Genomic DNA, 24,839 nt, shown 5'->3' on the forward strand with positions numbered 1-24,839 from the left:
GGCAATCCGTGGCCGCCGCCCCTTCCGTTGTCGCTCGACTGTGTTGAAAGGAGGAAGACAGTGATCCCCGCTAACCCGCCGAATGCGGCGCGTGAGCGGTACGTCCGCAACATCATCGCCGTGTGGCGGTCCGCCACGGCAGATCAGGAGCAGCGCGGCCGAGCCTGGTACCGCACCGCGCACGAACTGGCGGACATGATGACCGGCGGCAATCCGCAGGCGGGTGCGGGCGTGATCGCCGCATTGTCTGCCAACAAGTCCTGGTCGGAGAACATCCGCCTAGCCCGCCAGGCATGCGAAAGCGGCCTGTCGGGCGGGCACTTCACCGATGCACTGACCAAGGCAGCGAAAATCCTCGCGGGCGCGGACCCCACCGAAGTCCTACCGATGACCCGCAAGACGGGCCACTTTTACCGATGCATCGCGAATCCATCCGATCCCGATGCCGTGGTCATCGACCGGCACGCCCACGACATCGCGGTAGGGGAGACCTACGGCAATCGCGATCGTGGCCTGTCCAACCCACGCCGGTACACGGCGCTGGCCCACTGTTACCGCGAGGCGGCAATGCGGCTGGAGGAATTGCCGAGCACTGTGCAGGCCGTCACCTGGGTCGTTCACACCGAACGCCTCGCCGGTACAGGGACTCGCCGCCCGCGCACCGGTCCCTGACCTCCGTGCAGGAGCCGGCCGCCGATCTGCGTGGCCATCTGGCCGGGATCACGAGTTCACGCTGTCCCATCCCAGCCATTTCCGAGGTTTCGGCGCCCACCCGTCGACCCTGCCGAACGCCCTCCGGCTCAATCAGGAAGGAAAGCCGTAGCGCTCATGACCAGCCCTGACCCCATCCCGCCTTTGCTTTGGTTGCGCGCCAGGATCTGCTTGGTGGAACTCATCGGAGAGCTTGGCCTCGGCGTACATCACATCGTCGTCAGTGTGATCGCCCGCTCGGCAGCCACTTCGGCACTTACCGCGGTCGTCACCGCCAGACACATCGCATACGACCCTGCGGAATTGACACACACGCACGAGTTGCTGGCGAAGGGCATGGAGCCCGCTGCACAGGCTGCTCTCGTCGCCCGGTCCCGTGTACCCGGCTGCGGCGGACGAGAGGCCCTGCGTGGTTGGAAGATCACTGACGCATGGCTCGAACCACTCACGGCAGAAGAGGTGCGGAGCGCCTATACCACCACCCCGACCACCGGGGAACCGTTGCCACCGGAGCCAAACGTCGACTACCGAGCTGGCCTGCCGATACCCCCACCCTGATCATCTCTCAGCCAGCACCATCCCGCGAGAACACGCGGGAGGAAGCGAACGACCAGCCGTCGGAAGATCCTTTCCGAGCGGTGCATGGCAAATCCACGAACACGGCGGGCACCATGCACTCCTCGCAAGCCCAATCCGACGACCTTGGCCGGCGCCCTGATCGACGATCAAGGCTCGAACGTCGGTACCCGTAGCGTGCTCACCGAGCCGGGACTGCACCGTGTCAGAGGCTGCGGCGGTGACCTCCGGCCGGCGCTACCTCATCTCGTCGGCTCCCGCGGAGCCCACCACTGCATCTACTCCGCCTCGATGACGCGCAACGTCGGCCCGTCCTCGTGTGAGAGGAAGACCGCGCACCGCCCACGCGGTGGACGACCTGGGAGAAGGTCGCCGCCCGAGCACCGTATGCCCGCCGGATGACCCCCACCCGCCCGTGCGGCCCCTGCACCGGCAAGATCCACTGACCACGAGGAGGTAACACCTGTGTTCGCCCTGCACGAAGGCCGCGCACGCGGCTGGCTGGCCGACCTGATCGTCGCCTACGAACTGAGGACCTTCGACGGCAGAGACAGCATGCTGGCCGTCACCACTGCGCCGATCGCGATGGACTGGCGCTGTGGCACCGTCGGTGAGGAGGACACCGTTGTGCTACTCGTCCGTGCCGCACAAACAGCGGGCGTGATCACGGGCCCGCCCGGCATGAGCCTGACCGCGGAATTCGTCGACGACGGTGACCAGGGCTACTACCGCTTCTTTCTCCACGCCCTCGTCCCCGCCCCACTGACCGTGGCCTCGTCACCCCATGAGGCGTGCCAACTGGCCGACCTCGAAGCCACTGGCATCGAGGCCGCTGTCATGGTGCTGCGCTCGGCCGCCCGTGCCGCCCAGGTCCTCCACGACCAGCTTGCCGGCTTCGTCGCCGCCGGATCCACGCCGGACAGGGAGGGCGATTCCCGGCGCCCCTGATCGGACAATCCCCCGGGTGTTGCGGCAGACTACCGGCGACGCCCCGGAGGTAGAACGCTGTGGACATCGACCTGAGCAAGGCGATCGCGACCGTCGAGGAACTGCTCACCGAGCTGAAAGCAGTGGACGGTACAGCGGTCGACGAGGCACCGACCCGTGCCGGCCAACGCCAGCGCACACACCTGAGCCGCACACTGCAGGAACTCGCCCACCTGGGTAACCGCAGCTCGGTGGAGATCATGGACGTCTATTACCAGTTCAAGCGCAGAGACGCCTCTCGCGAGGAGCGATCACGGTGAATGAAGCCACCGAGACCCTCCTGCACGAGGCCGTCGAGCGGCTCCAGGCGGCGATCCGGTCACGCGACTGCCCGGCCGTGGTGGCTCTCCACGGTCAGCGCAGGCTGCTGCTGTCGGACTACGACTATCTGCGCGACGCGGCCACCGCCCACGCATTCGAACACCGCGCCGCTGAAAAGGCCCGCGAGATCAAAGCCACACGCTGGGTAATCGTCGTCCCTCAGGTGTGGCTCGCCACGGACACCGGCATCTCCGCCCGCGCGGTCTCCAACCTCCCACTGCGCGACGGAGAGAACGAGGTCATCAGCTGGACGGCGTTCGACGCCGACGACGGAGTGGACTACGGATTCGTCCCCTACACCCGTCGGCCCAACGGCTCCCCCGTCTTCGATGAGCCAAAGATCTTCACCGAGCCGGTCCGCCCCCACGCCCAGATGCCCGGCATCACTCTGCTGCGCGGCCTGAACGACGGAACCGACCCGACTGCTGACTGACCCGCCAGCCGCCACGTCGACAACGTGCCGCCATCGTCACCAGCCGGAGCGGACCACAGACGTGGGCGCCGGCGAGGAGGGCAGCGCCGGTGGGGGCTCTCAGCTTGAGGATCAACGCTTGGATCCAAGACGTGATCCGGGATCATTCCGAGCCGAAGCGAACTCATGAACACCCCGAACTTGGGCACTGACGAAACGCGCTGTTTGCGGTGTCCCACCCCTCTAGCATCGGCACTTGCTGTGACGCCAGAGATCCTTTCCCGTGGTGGTTGATCACGAGTGACCTTTCGTGATCAGCGGGCGGCCTAGATCAGCAAGCGCATTTGGCGGGAAACCGTTGCGCAGCAACGGCAAAGTCCGGTCGAAGTCCTGGAGCAGCCCTCCACCGGCAACGGGCCACAGTCGGGAGTCGGCGATCGGAATGCCGACGTAGGCTCGGCCTGGCGCGTCATCCCAGGTCGGGTCCAGCACGGTCCCGTCAGGACGCACGACCCAGGCGTGAGGCAGGTAGAAGTTGAGCTCGGCGTGGGTGAGGGCGAACCCCTCGGCGTACACCAGGCCTTCGCTGCGGTGGGCCAAGGCGTAGCGGGCTGCGTTGCTGTAGCAGAGCCGGGCAGGCATGCCGATCAGCCCTTCAGGGCTGGGCGTGTGGGTGAAGCGGCGGCCGAAGGCCAGCAGGAGATGGAACGGACTCCGGTACCTCCAATCCTCGGGTATGCGGTAGGCGGCCTCCGACAGCCCGGCGTGCTGCCGAATGTGGTCGATGAGGCCATCCTCCGCAACGATGAGAGACGCGGTTTGGTGAGCGCTATTCGTCATATGCGGCAGTTCTCCGATGCCTTCCCACGGTGCGGGCACACATCCTCTCCCATCCAGAAGTTTTCGTTAGCGCTCCAACTCCAGCATGAGAGGAAAGAGAGCATGCCTCGTGCCCCTGCCCGGCTAGCTGGATGCGCGCCGGCCTTCGGCCGGCACAATTCCTTCGCTCCGCGCCTGGGATGGCCGGCCAAAGTCCACGCAGCACTGAATGATGACCCCCTGGCCTTCGCCCGCCCAGGCGCCACCGTGACCCTTGGCGTCGGCTCCTCGATGGTGAGGCCGATGCGGTTTTGGTCCAGCGCCTTCGGGCTCATCGAAGACGACGACCACGCCACAAGGCCGCGCCCGGCCCATCCGACATCACGCGGACACTGGCTGCTCGACGAGGACGGCGCGGATCCCTACCTGGAGGACCTCGGTACGCTGTGGCTGCTCCACTGGTGGCTGCTGAGCGCCGAGCCTTGCCTCCTCCCCACCTTCCGCTACTTCTTTGGTTCGTGGTGGAAGACGCGCTTTACCCGTGCCGAACTGCGGGCGGCCGTCCAGGACGCCGCAGTGGGTACCGGCTGGCGACGCCCGGCCGACAGCGTCGTCGCGCATGACATCACCGCGCTGACCGCCATGTACGGCACCACCCGCCATCGCGAGAACGACCCCTGGGCGGTGGAGGAGTTCGTGATCAACCCGTTCCGCCAACTCGGCCTGCTCGACTTGGACCCCGAAGCCCGTTTCACCCCACCGAACTGGGAATCTGGCTGCCGTCGTGGAGAACTGCTTGTGGACCGCAGGCGGGGCAACAACGCGCCCGGCGCCATCCTGGCCTACGCCTGCCTGACGTACGCCCACGACCGCGGCGCCCAAGGCCCAGGCACCGTGGCGCTGTCCCGGCTGCACACCGACGATCGCGGACCGGGCCGGCTGATGCTTGCTGACGAGCGTGCACTGCGGACGGCAATCGCCAACGTCGCCCGAGATCCGGCTGGGCAGGGCCTGGCACTTGCCGAATCATCAGGCGGGGATCTGCTGGCCTTCGAGGAGCCGCCGCTCATCCTGGCCAACCGGGTCCTGGCCGCCTACTACCGCCGTCCGAACGGCCCCGACGACCACCGTTGACGCGGCCGGCCTCCTTGCGCTCCGACCCTCCCTCGACGTCGTCGGCATGGGCTCCATGCTGCCCCCGGTGCTCTGCCGCAGAGCCGCACCACGAACACACGCAGCAGGTGAACACGCCTGCAGTTCCTGGCCCGGGACGTACCCGGGCCATCGATTTTGAATAGGAGAACCCGTTGTGCCCCGCAGTTCCGACTACTGGATCGACATCGCCCGCGCTGGTGATGCTTACGTCCACAGCTGCGTCCACCTCGACGACATGCCCGCCGCCATGACCACGGTCAAGGCGCTGCGTGCCCGTTACGGGTCGGCGGGACTGCTCGACCTATCTGCGGTGCTGTTGCTGGTTACCGCGAACAAGTGCCCCGTCGACCGGTTCCGCACGCCTGATGGGCATCCGGATGCGATCGCACTGACATCGCATGGCCCTGTTGACGCGCTCAGGATCCTGGATGCAACGGCCGCCGTCACCCGGTACATGGGCCGGCAGCTCACTGCGGCCGACATTGCCAACACCGAGCGCCAGGCTGAGGAGGTAGAGCGTGTGCAGCAGCTCGTCCAAGCCGCTCTAGACGCCGCTCCCGACCTCGAGGTCATGGCAGCGGCACTCCGGCCTGCCGAGGACTCCCTGCGGGCGGTGTCGGCGGTTGTTGCCCTGGCCACCATCGCGCTGCGCGTCGTCACTCAATCCGCGAGGTGATGGCGAGGATCAGCGCATGGCAACGGCTTCTTGACCGGTTGCTGGAGGAGCCGTCTCGGAGACATTCGGCCGGGAGGGCCAGCGACGGCCGGGCGGAATCCGTGAGCAAGAGGAGAGTGGGAACAGCCTATAGTGTGCCTCTATCCTGGCGAGGTGCCATCGGGGTGCTGGGAATCTCCGATAGCTACCCGGACAACGCGCTGATGTGAGAAGGCGGGGCGCGTCGCGCCGACGTAGTCGTCGCCGGTGTAGCGATAGGGAGCGATCTGGATCAGTTCTCCCGTTCGTGGGGCGTGGATCATTTGTTCGGCTCCGATGTAGATACCGACGTGATGGATCCTGTCGGGCGTGCCGTAGAAGACGAGGTCTCCGGGCTCGAGAGGTTGCCCTGCGGGTACGCGCGGTCCGGCGTCGTACTGGTCTTGGGCGACGCGGGGAATCTGGATGCCGGCGGCGGCGTAGGCGGCGCGGGTGAGGCCGGAGCAGTCGAAGCCGTCTTCGTTCTCGGCAGGGCCGTCGCCACCCCACAGGTAGGGCAGGCCCAGTTGGCCTTCGGCGTAGTTGATCGCCGTGAGGGCGGCCGGAGCGGCGTCGGTGTCGCCCCCGATGGTGGCGGGGCTTTGGTACTGCGCGGCTTGGGCGAGGACGTCGGCGACGTACCAGTCGGCGCGGTTGTAGGCGAAGATCGCGGCGTTGAGGTCGCGGCCGTCGCGGGCGCCGGAGTCGCATAGGTAGGCGGCTGCTGCGTAGACGGCGTCGTGGAGGTTGTATGGCGAGGGCGGGTGTGCCCCGCCTGGTGGTGGTGGGTGTTCGGCGACGACGGAGTCGAAGGTGAGCTGGAGGAACTGCATGGGGCCGCGGGCGCCGGCGAAGTTCTCGCCGCTGCTCACGCCGGGCAGGGTAGAGCGGCCGTGGTTGGTCTCGATCTTGCCGATGGCAGCCAGAACGGACCAGTCCAGGCCGGGGCAGGTCTGGGCGGCGGCGGTGTAGAGGGTGAAGTTTTCGGCGGGGATGTCTTCCATGGCGGTGCGGCTGGGCGGGCTGGTTCCTTGTCCTGCGAGGGTGGAGAGCATGCCGCTGGCGCCGGCGGTGCCTAGTGCGATGATGAGCAGCAGGCCGCCCAGCACCGCGGTTGTGATCTTGAACATCGGGGTGGTCGCCGCCTTTCGTAGATTCGGTGACGGGGGTTCAGGTGGTGGGTTGTTCGCATAACTCGCTGACCAGCTCTTTCAGGCCCTGTAGCGTGCCCCCAGCACAACCTAAGCTCTCGACCCAGCACATCTTCTTGTCGCGTTTTGCTCTGTGCCCGCCGCGGGGGTGAGGCCGGTGGTTGCCCCTGGTGGCTCTATCCACGGCGCGCAGGAAGTCAGCGACTTTGCCTGGCATGTCGAGGACGACCGGCAGTTCGGGGGCGGTGGCACACCCGGGTCGGCGGCCGTGTACTCGGGCAGGAGGTCGGCAACGGCGGTACGGATGGCGCCTCGGCTGACGTCGTGGTCGTGGGCGAGGGCGGTGATGGAGCGGCCCTCCAGGTACGCGGTGCGCACGGCGTCGGTCTGGTCGGCCGGGACGGCGGGCGGCGTCCGCCCTTGCTGCCCTTGGCCTCTGCCGCGCGCAGTCCGTCGTAGGTCAGGTCGCGCTGGAGGTCGCGCTGGAGTTCGCCGGCGGCGGCGAGGGTCTACACCATGAACTTCACGGTGGACAGCGGTTCTCCGGTACGCGGGTGGCGGGCGGTGAGGTCCATCGCGGAGATCGCGCCGTCGGGGATGCGCAGCGCCACCTGGTCGCGGTGGAGGATGTCGAGCACGTCGAGGATGTGCCCGGTGCCGCGTACGAGGCGGAATATCTCGGAGATGTGCACGGTGTTGCCCGGCTGCGGGTGGGTGAGCAGTTTGCGGACTTCGAGGGCTGGAGGGGGGAGGCGGCTGGAGGTGCCCGGGTCCTCCTCGAAGACGACGGGGTCCTTGATGCCGGCCTGGTCCAGGACGAGGTTCTGCCGGGCGGTGGACTGCTGGTCGGTCGAGACCCGCTTGTAGACCAGGTTCGCCACCATAGCCCCTTCCGTACGGAGGATCGGACCCTACCTGTCGTCAAACCCTGTCAGCACTCACCATCGGATCTGATGGGATTCGAGCCGCCGTGAACCCCCTGGGGCCGCGGGTTCATTGGACGCGTCGGCCGCCTGGCATCGTTCATTTGCCGACAGGGACAGTACTGGGCGACCGGCACCGGTATGCGGCATCCTTCCGGGTGAAGGCGTGCAAGGGGTGGCGTGGTAGTCCGGCGGGTCGCGGGCCATTGGTCATGATCAAGAGGACTCTCGGATATTGACCCGAGCGTCGCCCTGCGGTCGGGAGGTCCCTCGCCGGCCACCACGCCGCTGACGAATGGCAACGCGCCCCTGGATTCTGCGTCGTCTCTTCTCTCGCGTTCTTGGCTTCCCTCGCCGTGGCAAGAACGCGCCGCGCTTGCGTATCAATCAGTGATTTCTCATCCCCGTCACGGGAAGGAACAGCAGCATGACTGGCACTAACATCCACATCCTGGAAATGGACAGCTTCAAGTGCATCCAGGAGTCGGACGAGTGGAGCGACGCCGACGAGGTCTACTTTCCTTTCGCCGCGACCGACGGCACGAGGAAGGAGACCGGTAGGACCAAAACATTCGAATCCGTCGACTCGGGAGATTCGTTCGACATCAAGAAAATCATCTGGGCCGACCCACTGGCCCATGGTGGACTTGCTGTCGACATCACATGCTGGGAGGAGGACGACGCGAACTTCGACAAGGCCATGAATATTGCCAATGAGTTCGTGGAGCGCATGTTCCCAGAAATGTCCAAGTTCGACCTGTACGCACTCGGTGCCGAGGCTCTCAAGCAAGCAATGGGCGAGATCGCGTCAACCGCGATCGATGTCGCTAAGCCTCGATTCACCGGGTGACGGCTGGTCCAGTGTCTGGACATGAAAGTGGAGATGCGCTCTGACCTGGGAGAATAGGAGTTCTCTAGGCTTCTACTCGACCAGTTCGGAGGTGCATCTCCGGGATGCATTCTTCCATGCCGTCATGTGCGGTGTCCGCGGTGTTCGATGACCCGAACCTGGTCGCGGACGCCGGTCTGGTCCCGGTGATGCGTCTTGCCGCGCGGGGGCGGCTGTCGGAGCTGGTCCGCGAGACCGTGCGCATCGACGGGGCGGTCAATGGTGGCGGGGCGAACCCGGCGGCGAAGGTGACGTCGCTGATCGCGGCGATGTGCGCGGGGGCGGACAGTATCGAGGACGCCGACCGGCTGCGGCACGGGGCGATGCCGGCGCTGTTCGGTGGGATACGGGCCCCGTCGACGCTGGGGACGTTCCTGCGTTCCTTCACCCACGGCCATGGTCTGCAACTGCACGCCGTTCACCGCCGGTTCCTCGCGGAGCTGGCCGCCCGGACTCCGCTGCTGCCCGGCGCGGACGCGGTGGCGTTCGTCGATGTCGACTCCACGCACAAGCGGGTGTTCGGACCCGCCAAGCAGGGCGCCCAGGTCGGCCGGTTCAAGGGCATCCGCACCCTGCATCCGCTGCTGGCCACCATCTGCACGCCGATCTCCCGGCCGGTGATCGCCGCGGTGCGACTACGTCAGGGCAAGGCGGCCGACTCCCGCGGCGCGGAGCGGTTCGTCACCGAAGCACTGGCGGGCGCGATCGAGGCCGGCTGCACCGGGATCCGCATTCTGCGCGCGGACAGCCAGTTCTACAACGCCGACGTGGTGGCCGCCTGCCGCCGCAACGGCACCCACTTCTCGATCACGACGGGAATGAACCCGTCGATCAAGCGGGCCATCGCCGCCATGCCCGAGGACGCGTGGACGCCGATCCGCTATCCGAGGGCGGTCATCGATCCCGACACCGGCGAGCTGATCTCAGACGCCGAAGTCGCCCAGATCCCCTCCTACACCGCCTTCACCGGCCGGAAGAAGACCGAACAGGTCACCGCCCGGCTGATCGTGCGCCGGGTCCGTGACTTGGCCAAACCCGCCACCGTCGGCGAGCAGGGCGAGCTGTTCCCCGTCTGGCGCCACCACCCGTTCTTCACCGACAGCCCCTTCGAAACCCTCCAGGCCGAACGGCACCACCGCCACCACGCCGTGATCGAGCAGGTCATCGCCGACGGCAAAGCCGGACCTCTCGCCCACCTGCCCTCGGGGAAGTTCAACGCCAACGCGGCCTGGCTGAGCTTGTGGGCGATGTCCTACAACCTGCTGAGAGCGGCAGGAGCCCTGGCCGGAGCGTTCCACGCCAAGGCCACCACCGCCACTATCCGCACTCACCTGGTCCACGTCCCCGCCCGGATCGCCCGCTCCGCCCGACGCCTCACACTGCACCTGCCCCGGCGATGGCCCTGGCACGAGGCGTTCTCCGAGTTGTTCCACACCGCCCACGCACCACCGGCCCTCTGACCAACCCACCCACCCGCCCACCAGGGCCCAACCGGAACCGACGTGGAAAAGCTGGGCAGACCAGCGAGTACGACATGCCCTCCAACCGGCCACCACACCGAGAACGCAGAAACGCTCACCTCGGAATCCGATCGGTGAATCGAGGCTAAGACGGCACTGACCATGTGGAAACTGCTCAATCAGCACCCGGGAGACGACTTCCTCGGCCAGAGCGCTTTCGCTCTCAGTACCAACGACTTCGGCGTATTGGAATACAAGTACAAGGATTACTACTTCAATCACAATGGAGACGGCAAAGAGATTGAGCCCGGACTCGGCTGCCACACCCTTACCCTCGTGCTGAGGAAGGAACCGGTCATCGAGGTGATCGGGCTGTCCGGAACGTCCGAGAAGCAGCTCGTGCGTATCACCGCTGCAGGTACCGGCAAGGTCCTACGCCGTGGCGCCGACGGCCTCCTGGAACTGTACAGCCCCGACTGGTCACAGCCCGCCGTCCCTGACGCAGACGATGTCTTCGAGCTCGCCCCCGCCGATGGGGCAAGCATCCAGCTGCGCACACCCACCGGCGCCGCGGGCACATCCCCCGCGCTAGTACGAGCACCGGACGGCACCCTAGCCATGACCGCGGCCAGCGATGCGAACTGGCAGGCATACCCCTATGGCGACAGCAGCTACTCCCTTCACCACGGACCTCATTCCCTCCTCGCCGAGGACGGAAAGGTCGGCGCACCCCTCCACAACACCCCGTCCGACGGGCGTCGCTGGTTCTTCCTCCCAGTGTCCTGACGAGAGGGCGCGTGCGACATCCCAGGCACAACCCATGGGGCCCCGTCGGCTGAGGTCCTGGGGCCGCCTCGTGGCTTGACTGAGGCGCTGACGTTGCCGGATGCGCCACCGCCTGAACGCCCGGCCCCATCGCCACCGGTGGTCTGGAGAGGTGGGAGAACTACCCGCCCTCGTGACCATCGTCATCGTCGTCCAGCTCGACCGCGTCCGGGTCGCGCAGTGGGCGCAGGCAGCCGGCGGCCGGGGTCGAGGCGGTGAAACTGTAACGGCTGAGCAGGTTCAGGTTGCGGTGCTTGAGCGGGGAGAGCCGGGCGATGTCCTCGTCCCGGATCTCGTGGCCCCCCGCCTTCAGCTGGGCGACGGCGGCGATGGTCCGCTGACCGGCCCAGCGCCGACCGAGCCTGCGGTGTTCGACGGCGCGGAAGTCGTCGATGGGTATGCCGTGTTGCGGAGGGAGACGGCGTACGGCGGGTTGTTCTGGTCCTGCGCGACAGCAATGGCAGTACGGAGTAGCTGATCGGGGGCGTTGTACGAGCGGCGCTGGCCTGGCCTGGCAGAGCGCTATGCGGCGGTGGTCGTGGGTTCGCGTGGGGCGGGGACGATGACTACCGTGTGTCGTGCTGAGGGTTTGATGCGGCTGTTGTGACGTCCGGGAGAAACGGGGGAATGGGCCCCTCGGCGGTGAACTGTCTGGGCCAAGGGGTAGTTGCGAGCGGCGTTGATGCACCAAGGAAACGGCAGGCCGGCACTGGCTGGTCCGATCGGGGTACGGCTGGCGATTTGGCGCGTTCGCCGTGGGATGTCGGTCGCGGACCTGGCGGCCCGGTGTGGGCTGGCGCCGGAGCGGATCGACGGGCTGGAGTCGGGCGAGGAGTGGGTGGACCGTCGGGGGAGCCTGGCGGTGTTGTCCTCAGCGCTGCGGCTGGACCCGGGTGAGTTGACGGGCCAGCCTTACCCGCCGGCCGGCGAGGAGCACGGGCAGGCGCGGGCGGTGGCCTTCCACCTGCGGCGCGCGATTGCCAAGGACCGTCCCGCCGGGGCTGTGGCGGTAACGGTGGAGGAGCTGGCCGCCCGCACCGAGGCGGTGGCCGCGGACGCGGCCGGTGGGGATGAGCAGGCGCTGGCTGCTGGGTTGCCGGGGCTGATCAGTGACAGTGACGCGCTGCTGGCCATGGCCCGGGCCGCTCAGCGGGACCGGGTGGCGCAGCTGCGGGGCCGGGTGCATGTGGTGGCGGCCGGGCTGTTGCGGCGGCTGGGCTACCGGGATCTGGCCTGGCTGCTGTTGCACCGGGCTTGGGTGGGGGCGGCCGAACCGCCTGCGGTGCTGGTGGAGGAGGTGAGGCTGCTGATCGACATGGGGCTGCCGGAGTATGCGCTGGCCCGTGCTGAGCGCGCCGGGTCTGAGGGCCGGGAGGAAGGTCTGCCGCTGCTGGTCGCCTTCGCCCACGCGATGGCCGGACGTCCCGGCATGGCTGCCCGCGTCCTTCAGGTGGCCGGGAGGGAAGCGGGGGATGCCGCCGCGGCGGCCCGGGTGGCGGCCGCCAGGGTCGCGGTCGCGGTGGAGTGCGGGGAGGTCGAGGAGGCGGCCGAAGGCGCGCGGTCGCTGGATGTGGCGGCGCTGGAACCGGCCGGGCGGGTGGGCCCGTTGGTGGCCGCTGCGGCGGCCGAGGCCCGCCGGGAGGACATCGGGCAGGCTGCGGCTTGGTTGCGGGCGGCCGAGGAAGCGGCGCCGCTGTGGCTGCGGCTTGACCCCTTCGCCCGGGAACTGTTGACCGCGCTGCCGGCCCGCACGGGTGGAACGGCCGAGGCCGCGCTGCTGCACCAGATGGCCGCCCGGGCGGGTCTGCGATGAACCAGGGGCGCGAAGTGCTGTCAACAGCAGGGAATTTCGCTCTACGCTACAGGCGTGTGACCTGGAGTTGAGGTGGGGCGATGGACGAGGCGGAACGGGCCAGGCGGATCGGCGAGCGCGTGCGCTCCCATCGCCGTCAGCGGGGGATGAGCCTGCGGCAGCTGGCCGGGCTTGCGGGGTGCTCGGTCGGGTTCTTGTCGATGGTGGAGAACGGCAAGCGGCTGCTGGACCGTTCCAGCCTGATCGCCGCGTTCGCCGAAGTCTTGCAGGTCTCCCCGGCCGAGCTGACCGGCCAGCCCCACCCGCCGGCCGACCCGCACGCCACCGCCGCCCATGAAGCGATCCCGGCGCTGCGGCTGGCCCTGATGGGCCTGAACCCGGTTGTGGTGCCGCAGGGTCGGTCCGCGCAGCCTCCGGAAGTCCTGGCGGGGAGGGTGGCTCAGGCCAACCGGCTTTACCACGCGGCCGAGTACGGCACGCTGACGGCCGCGCTGCCCGCTCTGCTGGCCGACCTGCACACCGCCGCCGAGATGGAACGGGGAAGGGGGTGGCGGCGGATGCTGAGGCTGCTGGCGGACGCCTACCACCCGGCCTGCACGCTGCTGTTGAAGAACCTCGGCTACACCGACCTGGCGTTCATCGCGGTCTCCCGCGCGGCGGAGGTCATCGCCGAGCTGGAAGACCCGGTCTACTCCGCGCTGTCGGGCTTCTTTCAGACCCACGTGCTCATGGCCGCCGGCAGCCCCACCCAGGCCCTGGCACGGGCGCGTTCCGCGGTCGATGAGCTGGAGCGGAACCTGGTCACCCCGGCGGCGCACGCGCTGCTGGGAGAGTTGCATCTGATCTCGGCGACCTCGATCACCCTGGACAAGCGGCGGCCGGGCCGCGCCCGGGAGGTGGAGGTGGGCGGCCACCTCGCCGAAGCCGCGAAGCTGGCGGCCCGCACCGGCGAGACGAGGGCCTGGCATCTGAACTTCGGCCCCACGAACGTCGGTATCCACAAGGTGAGCCTGAACACCGACCTCGGCCTGCACACCGCGGCCGTTGAGGCCGCGGCGCGGGTGCACCCCGGCCTGCTGGACGCTCCTGGACGGCAGGCCGCCTTCCACTCCGATCTGGGCCGATCGCTGGCTCATGTGCGGGGCCGCGAGGCCGAGGCGGTTGCCGCGCTGTTGGAGGCCGAGCAGATCGCGCCGCAGCGTGTCCACGCCGGCGCGCTGGTGCGTGAGACCGTTGGGTTCCTCCTCGACCGGCAACTGCCCTCCCACGTGGCACGGGACCTGCGGGGCCTGGCCCATCGCATGGGCCTGGTCATCTGACCTTCCTCCAACCGTGTTGAGCCCGGCGCCGGTCCGGGGCTGGTCACCTTGCCCGTGCGGCTGCCCCCGGGCCGGTGGAGTCTCGCGCTGGCGTTCGAGGGCGGTGGGTTCACCACGATGAACACCGCTGTGTGATTCCCCTCCTACCTTCGGTGACATGCCGGGGGCTGTGTGGCCCTGGGAGGAGGGAGGCGCAGTCCATGTCCGCCGACGAACGCCACGTCTTCCATGTGCTGTCCGTGCCCGAGCACGTTCCGCTGGCCCGCCGGGAGGCGGCCAAGGTGCTGGCCGACTGGGGGATTGGTGAGGACCTGCTGTTCGCCGCGTCGCTGATCGTCACCGAGCTGGTCGGCAATGTCGTCAGGCATGCCGCGGTGCTCTCGCCGACCGCGACGGTCACGCTCGCGGCGGACGCGGAGGCGTTGTCGCTGGCGGTCGCGGATGCTCACCCTTTCCGGCCCGCTCCCCTGCTGGCCGCTCACGCCGAGGGCGGGCGGGGCCTGGCTGTGGTGGCGGCCTTGGCGGCAGAGGCCGGCGGCAGCCATGAGGTGGTCGCCGACGAGGACAGCGGCGGCAAGCGGATCGTCGTCCGGCTGCCGCTGGCACCGGCCACGGAGCGGGCCGCCTGCTGACTGGCTCCACGCATCGCCGCACCTGAGACACAAGGACGAGGGAGACAAGGGATGCTCGAATCGGTCGGCCACCTTCAGCAGGTGGCCGCGCAGTGGAGGTTCAACCCCGAGGATGTCCTGCTGATCGCGCTGAACGCCTGCGGGGCGCGTTCGCCGCTTGCCAAGCCCCGCATGCGCTTCAGGCTCCGCCTGGACTCCCGCCCGGATGAGCCGCTGTTCCTCATCCTAGCCCTGGGCCGGGCCGACTCGCCGTTCGAGCTGGATGAGAACGAGCTGCGGCTGGCCGGGGAGAAGGTCGGCGAGATCGAGGGGATCGAGGACGACGACGCGGTGCTGGGCTACTGGCGGCGCGGGCGGCGGATGCTCACGCTGAACTCCAACGCCCGCTCGCAGTGCACCGGCTGCGTGTTCTGCCCCAACACTCTCGAAGACGCCTCCGACCCGAAGATCAGGGCGCTGGATCTGGCCGGCTATCTGGGCACATTGGCGGCGAACTCCGGCATGACCGATCTGACCGGGGTGGAGACGGTGACGGTCTGCACCGGCTGCTTCCTGCGCGAGGACCTGGCGCTGGAACACCTGGCCGAAGTCCGCTCGGCGATGGGCGCCAACGGCTGTACCGGCACGCTGCACTTCCTGTCCTCGGTGCTGACCACCGAGGAGGGCCTGGACGCCGCCGCGCGGCTGGGGCCGTTCCACCTGACACTGACGGCGGAGTGTTTCACCGGCCGGCCGCAGATCCTCAAGGAATCCAAGGCCAAGCTCAGTCCCGAGGCGATGGTGGCCGTGCTGGGTGAGGCGAAGGAGCGGGGGATCACCACGGACTTCACTTACATCGTCGGCCTGGACCCGATCGAGGAGGCGATCGAGCACCTGAAGCGGTTCGTCCCCGTCACCACCACGTTCCCGCGGTTCCAGACCTACCAGGCCCACAACGCGTTCATGGACATCTACCGCACACCGGGGTCGGAGACCATCGAGTGGCACCTGACCATGCGCCGCAGCCTCGAAGGACTCTTCGAGGACACCGGGTTGCGGCCGGCGTGGTGGCAGAACTACCGCAGCCCCTGGTGCTTCACCTTCGCTGGTGAGGACCTGACCGGGGAGCGTGTGTGATGACCGGCCCGGTCACGGCCGGCACGCGCGCCGCCCAGACCTCCGCTTCCATGGTCCGGGCGGTGCGGGCCTGGCGGCTTCCGGCCCAGCGGGAAGGGCTGCCGGGCGGTCTGCCGCAGGAGATCGCCGCCGCGGCGGTGGCCCCGGCGGGCCCGGCGTGGGCCGAGCACCGGGAGAGGTTCGCGCTGGAGCTGGTGGGCGAGGGCGCTTCCGGCTGGCACGCCCCGCTCTCCGGCCCCGTCTGGCAGGTGATCGCCGACGACTTGGCCGCGGGGCTGATCGGGCACGACGCCGGCGCGCCGCGCCGCTTGGTGCATCGCCCGGCCACGGGGCGTCACCGGTCCGGGGCGCACGCGCGGGCGGCGGCCTCGGCCGTCGAGCTGGCCTGCTGGGACCTGGCCTCGACGGCGTCGGGCCGGGCGGTGGTGGATCTGCTGGGCGGCCGGGTGCGCTCCCGCGTCCCGGCCTACGCCTCCGCGCTCGGCCTTGACCCCGGACACCCGGCGGCCCCGGCGGCGGCCTCCTGGATCGCGGAGGCCGGGTTCTGGGGCCAGAAGTGGCCGCTGACCAAGGAGTTGATCGACGCCGGGCCCAAGGCGGTTGCCCGGCTGCTGGGGGCGTTACGGGAAGCATCTGGCGAGAGCCGGTTCATGGTGGACGGGCTGGGCCGGGCCCGGCTGGATGAGGCGATGCGGCTGCTGCCGGTGCTCGCCGAGCTTCAGGTCGCCTTCGCCGAGGAGCTGGTGGCGCCGGGGTCGTGGGGCTGGCACCGGCTGCGGGCCGCACACTGGCCGGTGCCGATGGCCGCGGGCGAGCACGCGGTGGACGAGGCCGAGCAGGTGCGGCTGCTGGCGCGGGAGGCCGTCGATGTCTGGCAGACCGACCCGGGCTGGTCCGGCGGGCTGGCCAGGTCGCTGCACACCACCGACCTGGCCCGCTCGCTGGGCATCCCCACCCTCCCGCACGGCGCCCATCTGCCGGCCGCGCTGGCGCTGGCCGCCGTCTGCTGCCGGGACATGGTCCCGGCGGTCGAATACCACCTGACCGTTGAGCCGCTGCGGCAGCAGATCTACACCACTCCCCTCGCCGTCACGGCCGGCCACCTGCCGGTTCGTACCACGCTCGGCCTGGCCGGGCCGCTGGCGCGGGTGGACGCCGGGCCGGTGTGGGAGGTGACCGGCGCGTGACCGCGACCGCGGCCCGGAGCCGCTGCCTGACGTGCTTCACCGGGGTGAGAGGGGTCTGCTTCGACCTGGGTGGCACCCTGGTGCGTCCCGACACCCTGCCGACGACCGGGCAGGTCGCCGCGCTGCTGGGCATCTCCCTGACGGCCGCCAGGACGGTGATGGAAGACGGCGCGAAGCGCCGCCGGATCGCTCCCGACCAGCTCGCCCACGACCTGGCCACCACCTTCCGCCGCCCGGCTCTGGCCGGCCGGCTGGCCGCGGTGCTGCGCGAGGCCCGGGAACGGGCGGTGGACCCGGAGCTGTTCGAGGAGACCGAAGGCACCTTGACGCTGCTGCGGCAGCGCGGGTTCGCGCTGTTCGCCCTGACCAACTCCCTGGGCTCCTCCATCCCCGACCAGCCCCCGGCCTACCAGCGGCTGCTGGACGCGGTGGTCTATTCGGCGGACTGCGGGGCGATCAAGCCCGAGCGGGCGGCGTTCGCCGCCATCGAGAAGGTCTCCGGCCTGCCCGGACACGAGCTGCTGCACGTCGGGGACTCGCTCCGGGCGGACGCGGCAGGCGCCCTGGCGGCCGGCTGGCACGCGGCCTTTCTCAGCCGCCCCACCACGACCGGTCCCACCGGGCCGGTCCCTGAGGCGGCCGTGCTGATTCGCACGCTGGCCGCCTTGCCCACCCTGCTGCCCGCACACCCCGCCCGGCAGACGGCTTCCACGGAAGAAGGAGATCGGCCGTGATGGACCCCAGCGCTCAGTCCATGGAGTCCTTGTCCGCTTCGGTGCCGCTGTTCGACCCCACCCGGCTCCCGCTGAAGTCCTGGTGCGCGGGCAGCCGCGAAGACCCGCTGACCGGCCTGATCGCCTTCCCGGACTTCCACAGCAGCCTGCCGCGTGAACTGGCCGCCACCCTGGCCGCAGGCGGCATGGCCGCGCTGGCGATCGGCGATGTCGACGGGCTCAAGCAGCACGTCGAGCGGGCGAACGCCACCGAGCCCGGCTCCTACGGGCACCTGGCGGGCAACAAGGTCATGGCCCGGCTCGGGGCGGTGACCCGGGAGTGGTTCCACCAGCAGCACTTCGAGGCCGGCTGCGCGGCCACCTTCGGCGGGGACGAGGTGATCATCGCCGCCGCGATCGATGACCCGGCCGCCTTCCATCGCGCCGTCGCCGATCTGCGCAACCGGCTGGCCGCCGCGCTGCCCACCGGTGTGTCCTTCGCGCTGGCCGTCACTGCCGACGGGCACCTGCCCGTCGAGCGGGAAGGCAACGGGTGGAAGCACACCTTCACCGACCGGCTGCTGGCGGCGGTGGACCGCTGTCTGTTCGCCCACAAGGCCGCCCGCCGGCAGGAGGGCGGCCGGGGCGGCACGATCGCCGTCACCGAGCCGCCGGCCCCAGCGGCCGGGGACGTGTCTCGGACGCTGCTGCCCCTGCCGGCCGGTGAGGAGACGCTGCACGTGCTGGCCCGCCCCGCCCCGTTGGCCGGGCGGACAGCGCTGCTGCTGCCCTGCGCGGGCCCTACGGGCCTGCGCGGGCGGCGCTTCCGCGTCACCTACCCCGACCTGGGCGCGAAGACCGAGGTCGTGGTCTCCCTGAACGGGCAGGCCGCCGTCCCCGCCGTCTCACCCCCGGCCGGGCCGCTCCCGCTGGCGCTGCGGGCCATCCGCCCGCCCACGCTGCGCGGCGTCCCCGGTGACCTGGCCGCCTCCCTTGAGCGGGCGGGCCTGGCCTGGGCGGTGCTGCCCGCACACGAACAGGCCCAGATGCTTCACCTGATCACCGAATCGGCCACCGAGGCCATCCGCACCGCCCGCATCACCGCCGCTGTTGACGCGATCGCCACCCGCACCAGGAGCCAGCGATGACCCTGTCCCTGCCCGCCACCGACCGGGCCGGCGCTGCCACCGTCTTCCCCGACTGGGAACAGACGGCCGCCCAGGCCGCCGCCCGCGTCCCCACCGAGGCCGTAGGCGCCTGCTGGCGGGCGTTGAACTACCTGTCGGCCGCCCAGCTCTACCTGGCCGACAATCCCCGCCTGGCCCGGCCCCTGCGCCGGGAGGACGTGAAGGAGACACCGCGCGGGCACTGGGGAGTCTGCCCGCCGGTGAACTGGATGCTGGCCAACCTCGGCCCGCTGGCCGCATGCCGCCCGCCCGGCGCCGAGCTGGTGGTCCTCCACGGCGCCGGGCACGCCGGCCCGTCAGCGCTCGCCCACGCCTACCTGACCGGCGCCCTGGATCAGGCCGTCGGCACTCCGGGCTGGTCGATGCCCGCCCTGCGGGCCCTGACCGCAGGCTTCCCGCACCCCGAACGGTTCGGCGGAGAGATCACTCCCCTCATCCCCGGTATCCGGCACACCGGCGGGCAGCTCGGCCCGGCCCTGGCCGTCGCGCAGGGCATGGTGCTCGATGCCCCGCACCGGCTGGTCGTCCCCCTGATCGGTGACGGGGAACTGGAGACCGGCGCGATGGCCGCGGCCTGGCTCGCCCGCCGGGCCCTCGCACGCGGGGATCACGGGGCGGTGCTGCCGGTGGTGCTGGCCAACGGCCTGCGCATGGGCGGCCCTTCCCTGCTGGCCGGCATGAGCGGGGAAGATGTGCGCGGCTACTTCACCGGCCTGGGCTATGAGCCGCTGATCCACGACGGCACCGACCTGGCGGGCTTCCGCCGGCTGCTGGCCGCCGCCTTCGCCCGGCTGAGGCCGCTCGGCGAGCCCGGGCGGCAGCCGGTGATCGTGCTGACCATGCCCAAGGGTCACACCGGCCCCAACGAGGTCGCCGGACGCCGGATTGCCGGCACCCCAGCCGTCCACAAGACCCCGCTGAAAGATCCCCGCCGCAGCGACGCGGAGTTCACAGCGCTGGCCCAGTGGCTGGCCTCCTACCGGCCCGCCGAGCTGTTCACCGCCCAGGGGCGCCCCAGCGACCTCATCCGCCAGGCTCTGCCCAGCCCGCGACAGCAGGCTCCCGCCGCCGCGAAGCCGGCGCCGGCCATGGGTGGGCAGCCCTGGCACCGGGTCAGCGCGGTGATACGCGAACGCGCCGCCGCCGGAGAGTTCCGGCTGTTCAGCCCGGACGAGATCGCCTCCAACCGCCTGAACCTGGCCGACGACGGCGCGCTGCCGCCCTGGGCGGTCGAGATCCTCAACGAGGAGATCTGCCACGCATGGCTCCAGGGCTACACCGAGACCGGCCGGGACGCGCTGCTGGCCACCTACGAGGCGTTCGCCCCCATCAACACCAGCCTGCTGGCCCAGCACCTCAAGCACCGCCGCCTGGCCTATCGCACCGGCACCGGCGGCCTGCCCAGCATCAACTACCTGATCACCTCGCTGGGCTGGCGCAACACCTACACCCACCAAAACCCCGGCCTCGCCTCGGCCATGCTGGAACTCGAAGACAGCTTCGTCCACGTCTATACCCCCGCCGACGCCCCCAGGGCCGCCGCCGTCCTGGCCGCCATGCTCACCGGCCGCGACCGCGTCAACTTCCTGATCACCGACAAACACCCCGGCCCGGCGTTCCCGCCCGGCCCCTTCCGTGACGAGCTCACCGACGGTGCCGCGATCTGGCCCCAGCTCACCGACCGAGGCCGTCCCGACCTGGTCCTGGCCTCCGCCGGAGACATCCCCGCCCGCGAACTCACCGCCGCCGCACAGACCCTGCGCACCACACGGCCTGACGTGACATTCCGCTACGTGCACATCAACGACCTGGCCGTCCTCGGCCCAGCGCCCCAGTGGCCTTACGGCCTGCGGGAGCAGACCTTCGCCCGCCTGTTCGGCACCGCTACCCCCGTCCTGCTGGCCGTCCCCACCTACCCGGCAGCCGTCCGCGCGTTGCTGGCCGCCCGCGGCCAGGCCGACCGGTTCACTGTCGTCGGCTACCGGGACCCCGGCCGCCCCACCACCCCGGCCGGCCTGCTCGAACACTGCCGTCTGTCGGCACCGGCCCTCTCAGCCCAGGCCACCCACATGCTCAAGGAGCACGGCCGATGACACCCACCACACTCGACGCGGCGTCCCCGCCCGAACCGGACACCCTGGCCGCGTTCGAACGCGACGGCTACGTCATCCTCCGCGACGCCATCACCCCGCGCTGGCGCGAACAGGCCGCAGGCGCGGCCATGCGCCTGCTGGACTCCGGCCGCACCGCCGGGCGGGACCGCAGCGCCGACGGGAAGGACGGATTCCGCGGCATCGTCGCCATGGACGACACCTTCCTCCCGCTCGTGGCCAACCCCGCCGTGCTGCCGACCCTCGTCGCCCTCCTCAGCACCGACCTCCACCTGATGTCCAGCAACCTGATCCACCTGCCCTCCATCCCGCCCGGCGGCCAGCGCACCATCCGCATCCCCACCCGCCACGGCTGGCACCGCGACATGTCCGCAGCCACCCGCGACCTGGGCAGCGAGACGATCCCCCGGCTGTCGATCAAAGCCGCCTACTTCCTCAGCGACCCCGCCCCCGACGCCGGCATCACCATGTTCGTCCCCGGCAGCCACACCCGCACCGGCCCCGTCACCGTCCCCGAAGGCGCCATCGACCCACCCGACGCTCTCACCCCCGACATCGGCCCCTGCGACACGGTGCTGTTCGAAAACCGCACCTGGCACGCCGGCGGCCTGAACACCTCCGATCACCCCCGCCTGGCGATCATGATGCAATACGGCTACCGCTGGCTGGCTCCCCTCGACGACCCCGCACCCGACCTCCTCCAACGCGAAGAACTCCGCGACGTCGAACGCCAACTCTTGGGTGCCCCGGACCGCAACCCCGACGGCTCCGTCACCCAGGAAGGCAACGGCGCCAAGCCGCTGCGCGACTGGTGGAACCACCTGACCGCCACCCCGGCCCATTCCTGACGCCGAAGCACAGCCCGCCACCACCGCCACACGAAACACTGGACCCATGCCCACCTACACGCCCGCCGAACTGTTCGCCTCCACCGCCCCCTACTACGCCCGCCACCGGCCCGGCTACGACCCCGCCCTCTACGACCTGCTCGCCGAACGCTTCGCCCTCGATGGCACGCAGCGCATCCTCGACCTAGGCACCGGCACCGGCGTCCTCGCCCTCCCCCTCGCCGCACTCGCCGCTGAGGTGATCGCCGTCGATCCCGAACCCGGCATGCTGGACGAGGGCCGCAAACTCGCCGCGGAACGCGGCGTCACCAACATCGCGTGGCGCCACGGCGACTCCACCACCCTCCCCGGGATGGACATCGGCGAAGTCCTGCTGACCGTGATGGGCGCCGCCTTCCACTGGATGGACCGCGACCAGGTCCTGCGCGACCTCGACCGGATCATCGCCCCAGAGGGCGGGGTCGTCCTCGCCTCCGGCGGCGCCCCCGGCGACATCCAACCCGCCCCCTGGCTCGACGTCGTCGCCGACGTCCGCACCCGCTACCTCGGCCCCCAGCGGCGGGCCGGCTCCAGCACCTACACCCACCCGAGGGAACGCCACCAAGACATCCTGGCCCGCTCACCGTTCTCCCGTATCGAGACCACGCACTGGGACCGCACCCTGATCCGCACGACCGACGACGTGATCGGCTACGTCTTCAGCCTCTCCTACTCCAGCCCCGCCCAACTCGGCGACGCCAAGGACGCCTTCGAACACAACCTGCGCGCAGCCCTGCTCGACTTCAACCCCGAGGGCCGCTTCGAGGAGATCATCCGCACCGAAGCCATCATCGCCACCCGCCCCTGACACGAACGCGCGGCCCGCTCGCCGTGACGTGCGGGGGGCCGCCCCTCTCCACACGCTCACACGGCGACGGCATGGCGTCGCCTGCCGCCAGCCCGGGGACCGGGCTGGCGAGGGCGGCGACGGGGCTGTGACCGGAGAACCCAGCCGGTCGCAGCCCTGCTACCGCTGTCTCATACCGACCACCTGCCACGGCCTCAGTCGCAGAGCGCTACCTGTCACCTGGCCGTGGATTCACGACCGGCAGACTGCCAGCAGCTTCCGGCCCTCGCTATCAACCATGGGGACCGTCCAATAATCGCAATGCGGGACGACTTTCTCCTCAAAACCTTTGGGCCGTCTATCCCGTTAGGAAGCTCCCTCCCTTCACTCTCGCAGGTGATCGTATGGGCGCGGGCTGGAAGGTGGCTTCCTATCACGGTTAGGGTCCTTCCCGTGGCTTCTATGACCTCGTGGATGCAGCTCCTTACCCGGCATTCCGTGGATGACCTCCTGGCGATGGCGCGCCAGCAGAAGGCTGGAGCCGAGGAACACGCCCGAGATCTGGGCGAGGTGATTATCACGCTGGAACAGCTCGCCAGTAGCGAAGCACTGTTGCAGCGGCTCACTATCCCCGGACCGCGCTCACCCGGCAGCGATATCCGCCCGGCCCCCGCAGCGGATGGACGACAGGACGACCAGCCCGTCCTCCCGTCCCCCCAGGCGCCCGACTCTGCCGGGCGGAAGGCCCTGGCCTTGGCCGTTCGGGCTGGTCAGACGCTCGTGGCCTACGACACAGCGGAGGACGGCCGACCACCTCAGCCACCAGCCGCACCGTCCACGCCGGCGGCTTCCAGCGATGTCCCAGCCGGGCCTGTGCAGGGCACACAGCGGCAAAGGGTCTTGGCGGTGATGCGTCAATCGCCGAAGGAGATGTGGTCAGCGATGGAACTGTGTGACGCCATCGGAGTGCCCAGCCACCGCAGGCTGCGTATCGCTCTGAACAACATGGTGGCCCGCGGGGAGTTGGTGAAGCACAAAGATCCCGGCCGAAAGTCCGTTCATTATCAACTGGCCCCAGGAGCACGAGAAGCGGCGCCGGGGAGCGGATAGCCGCACAAAAGCCGGCACCTCCGGGATGAGGCCCCGGAGGTGCCAGAAGTGCACGACGTCACCGATCAATGGTCATCTTCAACGGGTCCAGCCGCGCGTCTGAGAGCGTAACAGCACACTCGCCATCCGCTCGCCGCCCAGTGTGACCCGTCACCCGAACGTGTGCCCTTTCCCTTGGGCGTTGGGCGGTTCACAACGCTTGGCTACGCTCTTCCGCACCCTCGTCGGCGTCTTCACGCTGCCGGCCAGGCCACAGATCCACATCCAACGCCGCTTCCAGGCGCGCTATCGCACCAAAGTCCGGCAACACCTGGCCTTTCAGGGTGCGCTCGATGGTGCGCCGGTTGACGCCGGTGACCCGCTCGACCGCGAACGGGTTCAGCCCGCGCTCGTCTATCACCTCGCGCAGCCGGCGGGCGAACGCCTGGGCGTAGACCGCGCTGATGGGGGCGTCGGCGCGCAGCCGCCCGTCCGGCCACCGGCCGTGGGCCAGGTAGCTGGCGGGGGCAGCGTCTCCGTGACTGCGCGGCATTCCTTCACGGTATCCGCCCCCAGGCCGATGACCGCATTTCCGGTACCGGATTTTGATGCGAACAGCGTTCGAACATGCCAGAATGGTCTTACAAGACCAGGTCTTATAAGACCACTTCTGGTGTGGGGGAGCATTCCGTGCCGCGTCCGCTCGTCATGGGCGGGGTCGTCGTGACCGACGTGCCGACCGCCATCGCCCTGTACGAACCCCGCGCCCTGCCCATCGAGGCGTGGCAGGAGGTGGCGCCGTTCGCCCGCAAGGCCGTTACCGACTTCGGCCCCATCTCGCCCTGGGCGGCCGTCCAACACCTGGGCCCCGTCGCGCGGCTGTGCGTGTGGGCCCTCGAACAGGGCTTGCCGCTGGATGTCGAGACGCTGTTCACCCCGGATCGGGTCGAGCACTTCGTGGCGGTCGGGCTGCCCGAGCTGAAGGACTCCTCCCGGCGCACCCACCGCTCCCAGCTCACTGCCGTCGGCCGCGCGATCACCCGCCGCGCCCCCTAGCCACCGCACCCACCGGCGC

25 protein-coding genes and 1 pseudogene are annotated in these 24,839 nt (G+C 69.7%); 21 read left to right on the plus strand and 5 right to left on the minus strand.

The features are described 5' to 3' along the window. The first annotated feature begins 60 nt into the window (after positions 1-60). From RNC47_RS09340 to RNC47_RS09360, 5 genes are all read left to right on the plus strand, one after another. Positions 61-672 (plus strand): DUF7178 family protein, encoded by a 612-nt coding sequence (locus tag RNC47_RS09340; protein ID WP_311597283.1) that lies wholly within the window; start codon positions 61-63, stop codon positions 670-672. Between the two features lie 156 nt (positions 673-828). Continuing rightward, a complete protein-coding gene (locus tag RNC47_RS09345) occupies positions 829-1,269 on the plus strand; it encodes a hypothetical protein (RefSeq protein ID WP_311597284.1) in 441 nt (146 codons plus the stop codon). A gap of 483 nt (positions 1,270-1,752) precedes the next feature. Then, complete coding sequence (locus tag RNC47_RS09350) at positions 1,753-2,235, plus strand: hypothetical protein (RefSeq protein ID WP_311597286.1); 483 nt, start codon at positions 1,753-1,755, stop codon at positions 2,233-2,235. Between the two features lie 59 nt (positions 2,236-2,294). Further along, positions 2,295-2,534 carry a hypothetical protein gene (locus RNC47_RS09355; protein ID WP_311597287.1) on the plus strand — a complete coding sequence of 80 codons (240 nt, stop codon included), beginning with the start codon at positions 2,295-2,297 and terminating at the stop codon, positions 2,532-2,534. Beyond that, a complete protein-coding gene (locus tag RNC47_RS09360) occupies positions 2,531-3,028 on the plus strand; it encodes a hypothetical protein (protein ID WP_311597288.1) in 498 nt (165 codons plus the stop codon). The genes RNC47_RS09355 and RNC47_RS09360 overlap by 4 nt, the downstream gene beginning before the upstream one ends. A 273-nt stretch (positions 3,029-3,301) precedes the next feature. On the opposite strand, the gene RNC47_RS09365 is transcribed toward RNC47_RS09360, so the two are convergent. Further along, positions 3,302-3,886: a hypothetical protein gene (locus tag RNC47_RS09365; RefSeq protein ID WP_311597290.1), complete on the minus strand. Its 585-nt coding sequence runs from the start codon at positions 3,884-3,886 to the stop codon at positions 3,302-3,304. A gap of 63 nt (positions 3,887-3,949) precedes the next feature. On the opposite strand from RNC47_RS09365, the gene RNC47_RS09370 reads away from it, so the two are divergent. Further along, positions 3,950-4,960, plus strand: coding sequence for a DUF4007 family protein (locus RNC47_RS09370; RefSeq protein WP_311597291.1), 1,011 nt, complete (start codon positions 3,950-3,952; stop codon positions 4,958-4,960). A gap of 175 nt (positions 4,961-5,135) precedes the next feature. Continuing rightward, positions 5,136-5,657: a hypothetical protein gene (locus RNC47_RS09375; protein ID WP_311597293.1), complete on the plus strand. Its 522-nt coding sequence runs from the start codon at positions 5,136-5,138 to the stop codon at positions 5,655-5,657. A gap of 140 nt (positions 5,658-5,797) precedes the next feature. On the opposite strand, the gene RNC47_RS09380 is transcribed toward RNC47_RS09375, so the two are convergent. Next, positions 5,798-6,805: a C40 family peptidase gene (locus RNC47_RS09380; RefSeq protein WP_311597295.1), complete on the minus strand. Its 1,008-nt coding sequence runs from the start codon at positions 6,803-6,805 to the stop codon at positions 5,798-5,800. 530 nt (positions 6,806-7,335) lie between these two features. Continuing rightward, a complete protein-coding gene (locus tag RNC47_RS09385) occupies positions 7,336-7,710 on the minus strand; it encodes a recombinase family protein (protein WP_311597297.1) in 375 nt (124 codons plus the stop codon). 466 nt (positions 7,711-8,176) lie between these two features. Here RNC47_RS09385 and RNC47_RS09390 point away from each other — a divergent pair, with 466 nt between their 5' ends. From RNC47_RS09390 to RNC47_RS09400, 3 genes are all read left to right on the plus strand, one after another. Further along, complete coding sequence (locus RNC47_RS09390; protein WP_311597298.1) at positions 8,177-8,599, plus strand: hypothetical protein; 423 nt, start codon at positions 8,177-8,179, stop codon at positions 8,597-8,599. Positions 8,600-8,703: 104 nt separating this feature from the next. Continuing rightward, positions 8,704-10,098: an IS1380 family transposase gene (locus RNC47_RS09395; RefSeq protein ID WP_311597266.1), complete on the plus strand. Its 1,395-nt coding sequence runs from the start codon at positions 8,704-8,706 to the stop codon at positions 10,096-10,098. A gap of 162 nt (positions 10,099-10,260) precedes the next feature. After that, positions 10,261-10,884, plus strand: a complete 624-nt coding sequence (locus tag RNC47_RS09400; RefSeq protein WP_311597299.1) for a hypothetical protein — start codon at positions 10,261-10,263, stop codon at positions 10,882-10,884. Positions 10,885-11,044: 160 nt separating this feature from the next. Here the strand turns inward: RNC47_RS09400 and RNC47_RS37585 are convergent. After that, positions 11,045-11,254: pseudogene (locus RNC47_RS37585) on the minus strand (hypothetical protein); the annotation flags it as partial. A 429-nt stretch (positions 11,255-11,683) separates the two neighbouring features. Between RNC47_RS37585 and RNC47_RS09410 the strand changes: the two are divergent. The 10 genes from RNC47_RS09410 to RNC47_RS09455 all read left to right on the plus strand — a co-directional run bounded on the left by RNC47_RS09410 (position 11,684) and on the right by RNC47_RS09455 (position 22,696). Then, positions 11,684-12,736: a helix-turn-helix domain-containing protein gene (locus RNC47_RS09410; RefSeq protein ID WP_394814738.1), complete on the plus strand. Its 1,053-nt coding sequence runs from the start codon at positions 11,684-11,686 to the stop codon at positions 12,734-12,736. Between the two features lie 80 nt (positions 12,737-12,816). Then, positions 12,817-14,055, plus strand: a complete 1,239-nt coding sequence (locus RNC47_RS09415; protein ID WP_311597303.1) for a helix-turn-helix domain-containing protein — start codon at positions 12,817-12,819, stop codon at positions 14,053-14,055. Positions 14,056-14,255: 200 nt separating this feature from the next. Then, on the plus strand, positions 14,256-14,687 hold the full coding sequence (locus tag RNC47_RS09420; RefSeq protein WP_311597305.1) for an ATP-binding protein: 432 nt from the start codon (positions 14,256-14,258) through the stop codon (positions 14,685-14,687). A gap of 51 nt (positions 14,688-14,738) precedes the next feature. After that, on the plus strand, positions 14,739-15,803 hold the full coding sequence (locus tag RNC47_RS09425) for a radical SAM protein (protein ID WP_311597306.1): 1,065 nt from the start codon (positions 14,739-14,741) through the stop codon (positions 15,801-15,803). Next, positions 15,803-16,990 (plus strand): enolase C-terminal domain-like protein, encoded by a 1,188-nt coding sequence (locus RNC47_RS09430; RefSeq protein WP_311597308.1) that lies wholly within the window; start codon positions 15,803-15,805, stop codon positions 16,988-16,990. The genes RNC47_RS09425 and RNC47_RS09430 overlap by 1 nt, the downstream gene beginning before the upstream one ends. Next, positions 16,987-17,724, plus strand: a complete 738-nt coding sequence (locus tag RNC47_RS09435; protein WP_311597310.1) for an HAD family hydrolase — start codon at positions 16,987-16,989, stop codon at positions 17,722-17,724. The genes RNC47_RS09430 and RNC47_RS09435 overlap by 4 nt, the downstream gene beginning before the upstream one ends. Then, positions 17,724-18,851 (plus strand): GGDEF domain-containing protein, encoded by a 1,128-nt coding sequence (locus tag RNC47_RS09440; RefSeq protein ID WP_311597311.1) that lies wholly within the window; start codon positions 17,724-17,726, stop codon positions 18,849-18,851. The genes RNC47_RS09435 and RNC47_RS09440 overlap by 1 nt, the downstream gene beginning before the upstream one ends. Further along, positions 18,848-20,983, plus strand: coding sequence for a phosphoketolase family protein (locus RNC47_RS09445; RefSeq protein WP_311597313.1), 2,136 nt, complete (start codon positions 18,848-18,850; stop codon positions 20,981-20,983). Before RNC47_RS09440 ends, RNC47_RS09445 begins: the two co-directional genes overlap by 4 nt. Further along, positions 20,980-21,849, plus strand: coding sequence for a phytanoyl-CoA dioxygenase family protein (locus RNC47_RS09450; protein WP_311597315.1), 870 nt, complete (start codon positions 20,980-20,982; stop codon positions 21,847-21,849). The genes RNC47_RS09445 and RNC47_RS09450 overlap by 4 nt, the downstream gene beginning before the upstream one ends. A 46-nt stretch (positions 21,850-21,895) precedes the next feature. Next, the gene (locus tag RNC47_RS09455; protein ID WP_311597317.1) at positions 21,896-22,696 is read left to right on the plus strand and encodes a class I SAM-dependent methyltransferase; all 801 of its coding nucleotides are present in this window, start codon (positions 21,896-21,898) and stop codon (positions 22,694-22,696) included. A 1,279-nt stretch (positions 22,697-23,975) separates the two neighbouring features. Here RNC47_RS09455 and RNC47_RS09460 read toward each other — a convergent pair. Continuing rightward, positions 23,976-24,317, minus strand: a complete 342-nt coding sequence (locus RNC47_RS09460) for a helix-turn-helix domain-containing protein (protein WP_311597319.1) — start codon at positions 24,315-24,317, stop codon at positions 23,976-23,978. Between the two features lie 137 nt (positions 24,318-24,454). On the opposite strand from RNC47_RS09460, the gene RNC47_RS09465 reads away from it, so the two are divergent. Next, complete coding sequence (locus RNC47_RS09465; protein WP_311597320.1) at positions 24,455-24,820, plus strand: hypothetical protein; 366 nt, start codon at positions 24,455-24,457, stop codon at positions 24,818-24,820. The last annotated feature ends 19 nt before the right edge of the window (positions 24,821-24,839 follow it).

Source organism: Streptomyces millisiae, from assembly GCF_031845425.1.
Classification (GTDB): domain Bacteria; phylum Actinomycetota; class Actinomycetes; order Streptomycetales; family Streptomycetaceae; genus Streptomyces; species Streptomyces millisiae.

Coding starts and splice junctions, on each gene's coding strand:
- RNC47_RS09420 (WP_311597305.1), top strand. CDS start 14,256: ATGTCCGCCGACGAACGCCACGTCTTCCATGTGCTGTCCGTGCCCGAG.
- RNC47_RS09460 (WP_311597319.1), bottom strand. CDS start 24,317: ATGCCGCGCAGTCACGGAGACGCTGCCCCCGCCAGCTACCTGGCCCAC.
- RNC47_RS09445 (WP_311597313.1), top strand. CDS start 18,848: ATGACCCTGTCCCTGCCCGCCACCGACCGGGCCGGCGCTGCCACCGTC.
- RNC47_RS09345 (WP_311597284.1), top strand. CDS start 829: ATGACCAGCCCTGACCCCATCCCGCCTTTGCTTTGGTTGCGCGCCAGG.
- RNC47_RS09410 (WP_394814738.1), top strand. CDS start 11,684: ATGTCGGTCGCGGACCTGGCGGCCCGGTGTGGGCTGGCGCCGGAGCGG.
- RNC47_RS09455 (WP_311597317.1), top strand. CDS start 21,896: ATGCCCACCTACACGCCCGCCGAACTGTTCGCCTCCACCGCCCCCTAC.
- RNC47_RS09395 (WP_311597266.1), top strand. CDS start 8,704: ATGCATTCTTCCATGCCGTCATGTGCGGTGTCCGCGGTGTTCGATGAC.
- RNC47_RS09450 (WP_311597315.1), top strand. CDS start 20,980: ATGACACCCACCACACTCGACGCGGCGTCCCCGCCCGAACCGGACACC.
- RNC47_RS09370 (WP_311597291.1), top strand. CDS start 3,950: ATGCCTCGTGCCCCTGCCCGGCTAGCTGGATGCGCGCCGGCCTTCGGC.
- RNC47_RS09385 (WP_311597297.1), bottom strand. CDS start 7,710: ATGGTGGCGAACCTGGTCTACAAGCGGGTCTCGACCGACCAGCAGTCC.
- RNC47_RS09430 (WP_311597308.1), top strand. CDS start 15,803: ATGACCGGCCCGGTCACGGCCGGCACGCGCGCCGCCCAGACCTCCGCT.
- RNC47_RS09390 (WP_311597298.1), top strand. CDS start 8,177: ATGACTGGCACTAACATCCACATCCTGGAAATGGACAGCTTCAAGTGC.
- RNC47_RS09425 (WP_311597306.1), top strand. CDS start 14,739: ATGCTCGAATCGGTCGGCCACCTTCAGCAGGTGGCCGCGCAGTGGAGG.
- RNC47_RS09415 (WP_311597303.1), top strand. CDS start 12,817: ATGGACGAGGCGGAACGGGCCAGGCGGATCGGCGAGCGCGTGCGCTCC.
- RNC47_RS09400 (WP_311597299.1), top strand. CDS start 10,261: ATGTGGAAACTGCTCAATCAGCACCCGGGAGACGACTTCCTCGGCCAG.
- RNC47_RS09440 (WP_311597311.1), top strand. CDS start 17,724: ATGGACCCCAGCGCTCAGTCCATGGAGTCCTTGTCCGCTTCGGTGCCG.
- RNC47_RS09380 (WP_311597295.1), bottom strand. CDS start 6,805: ATGTTCAAGATCACAACCGCGGTGCTGGGCGGCCTGCTGCTCATCATC.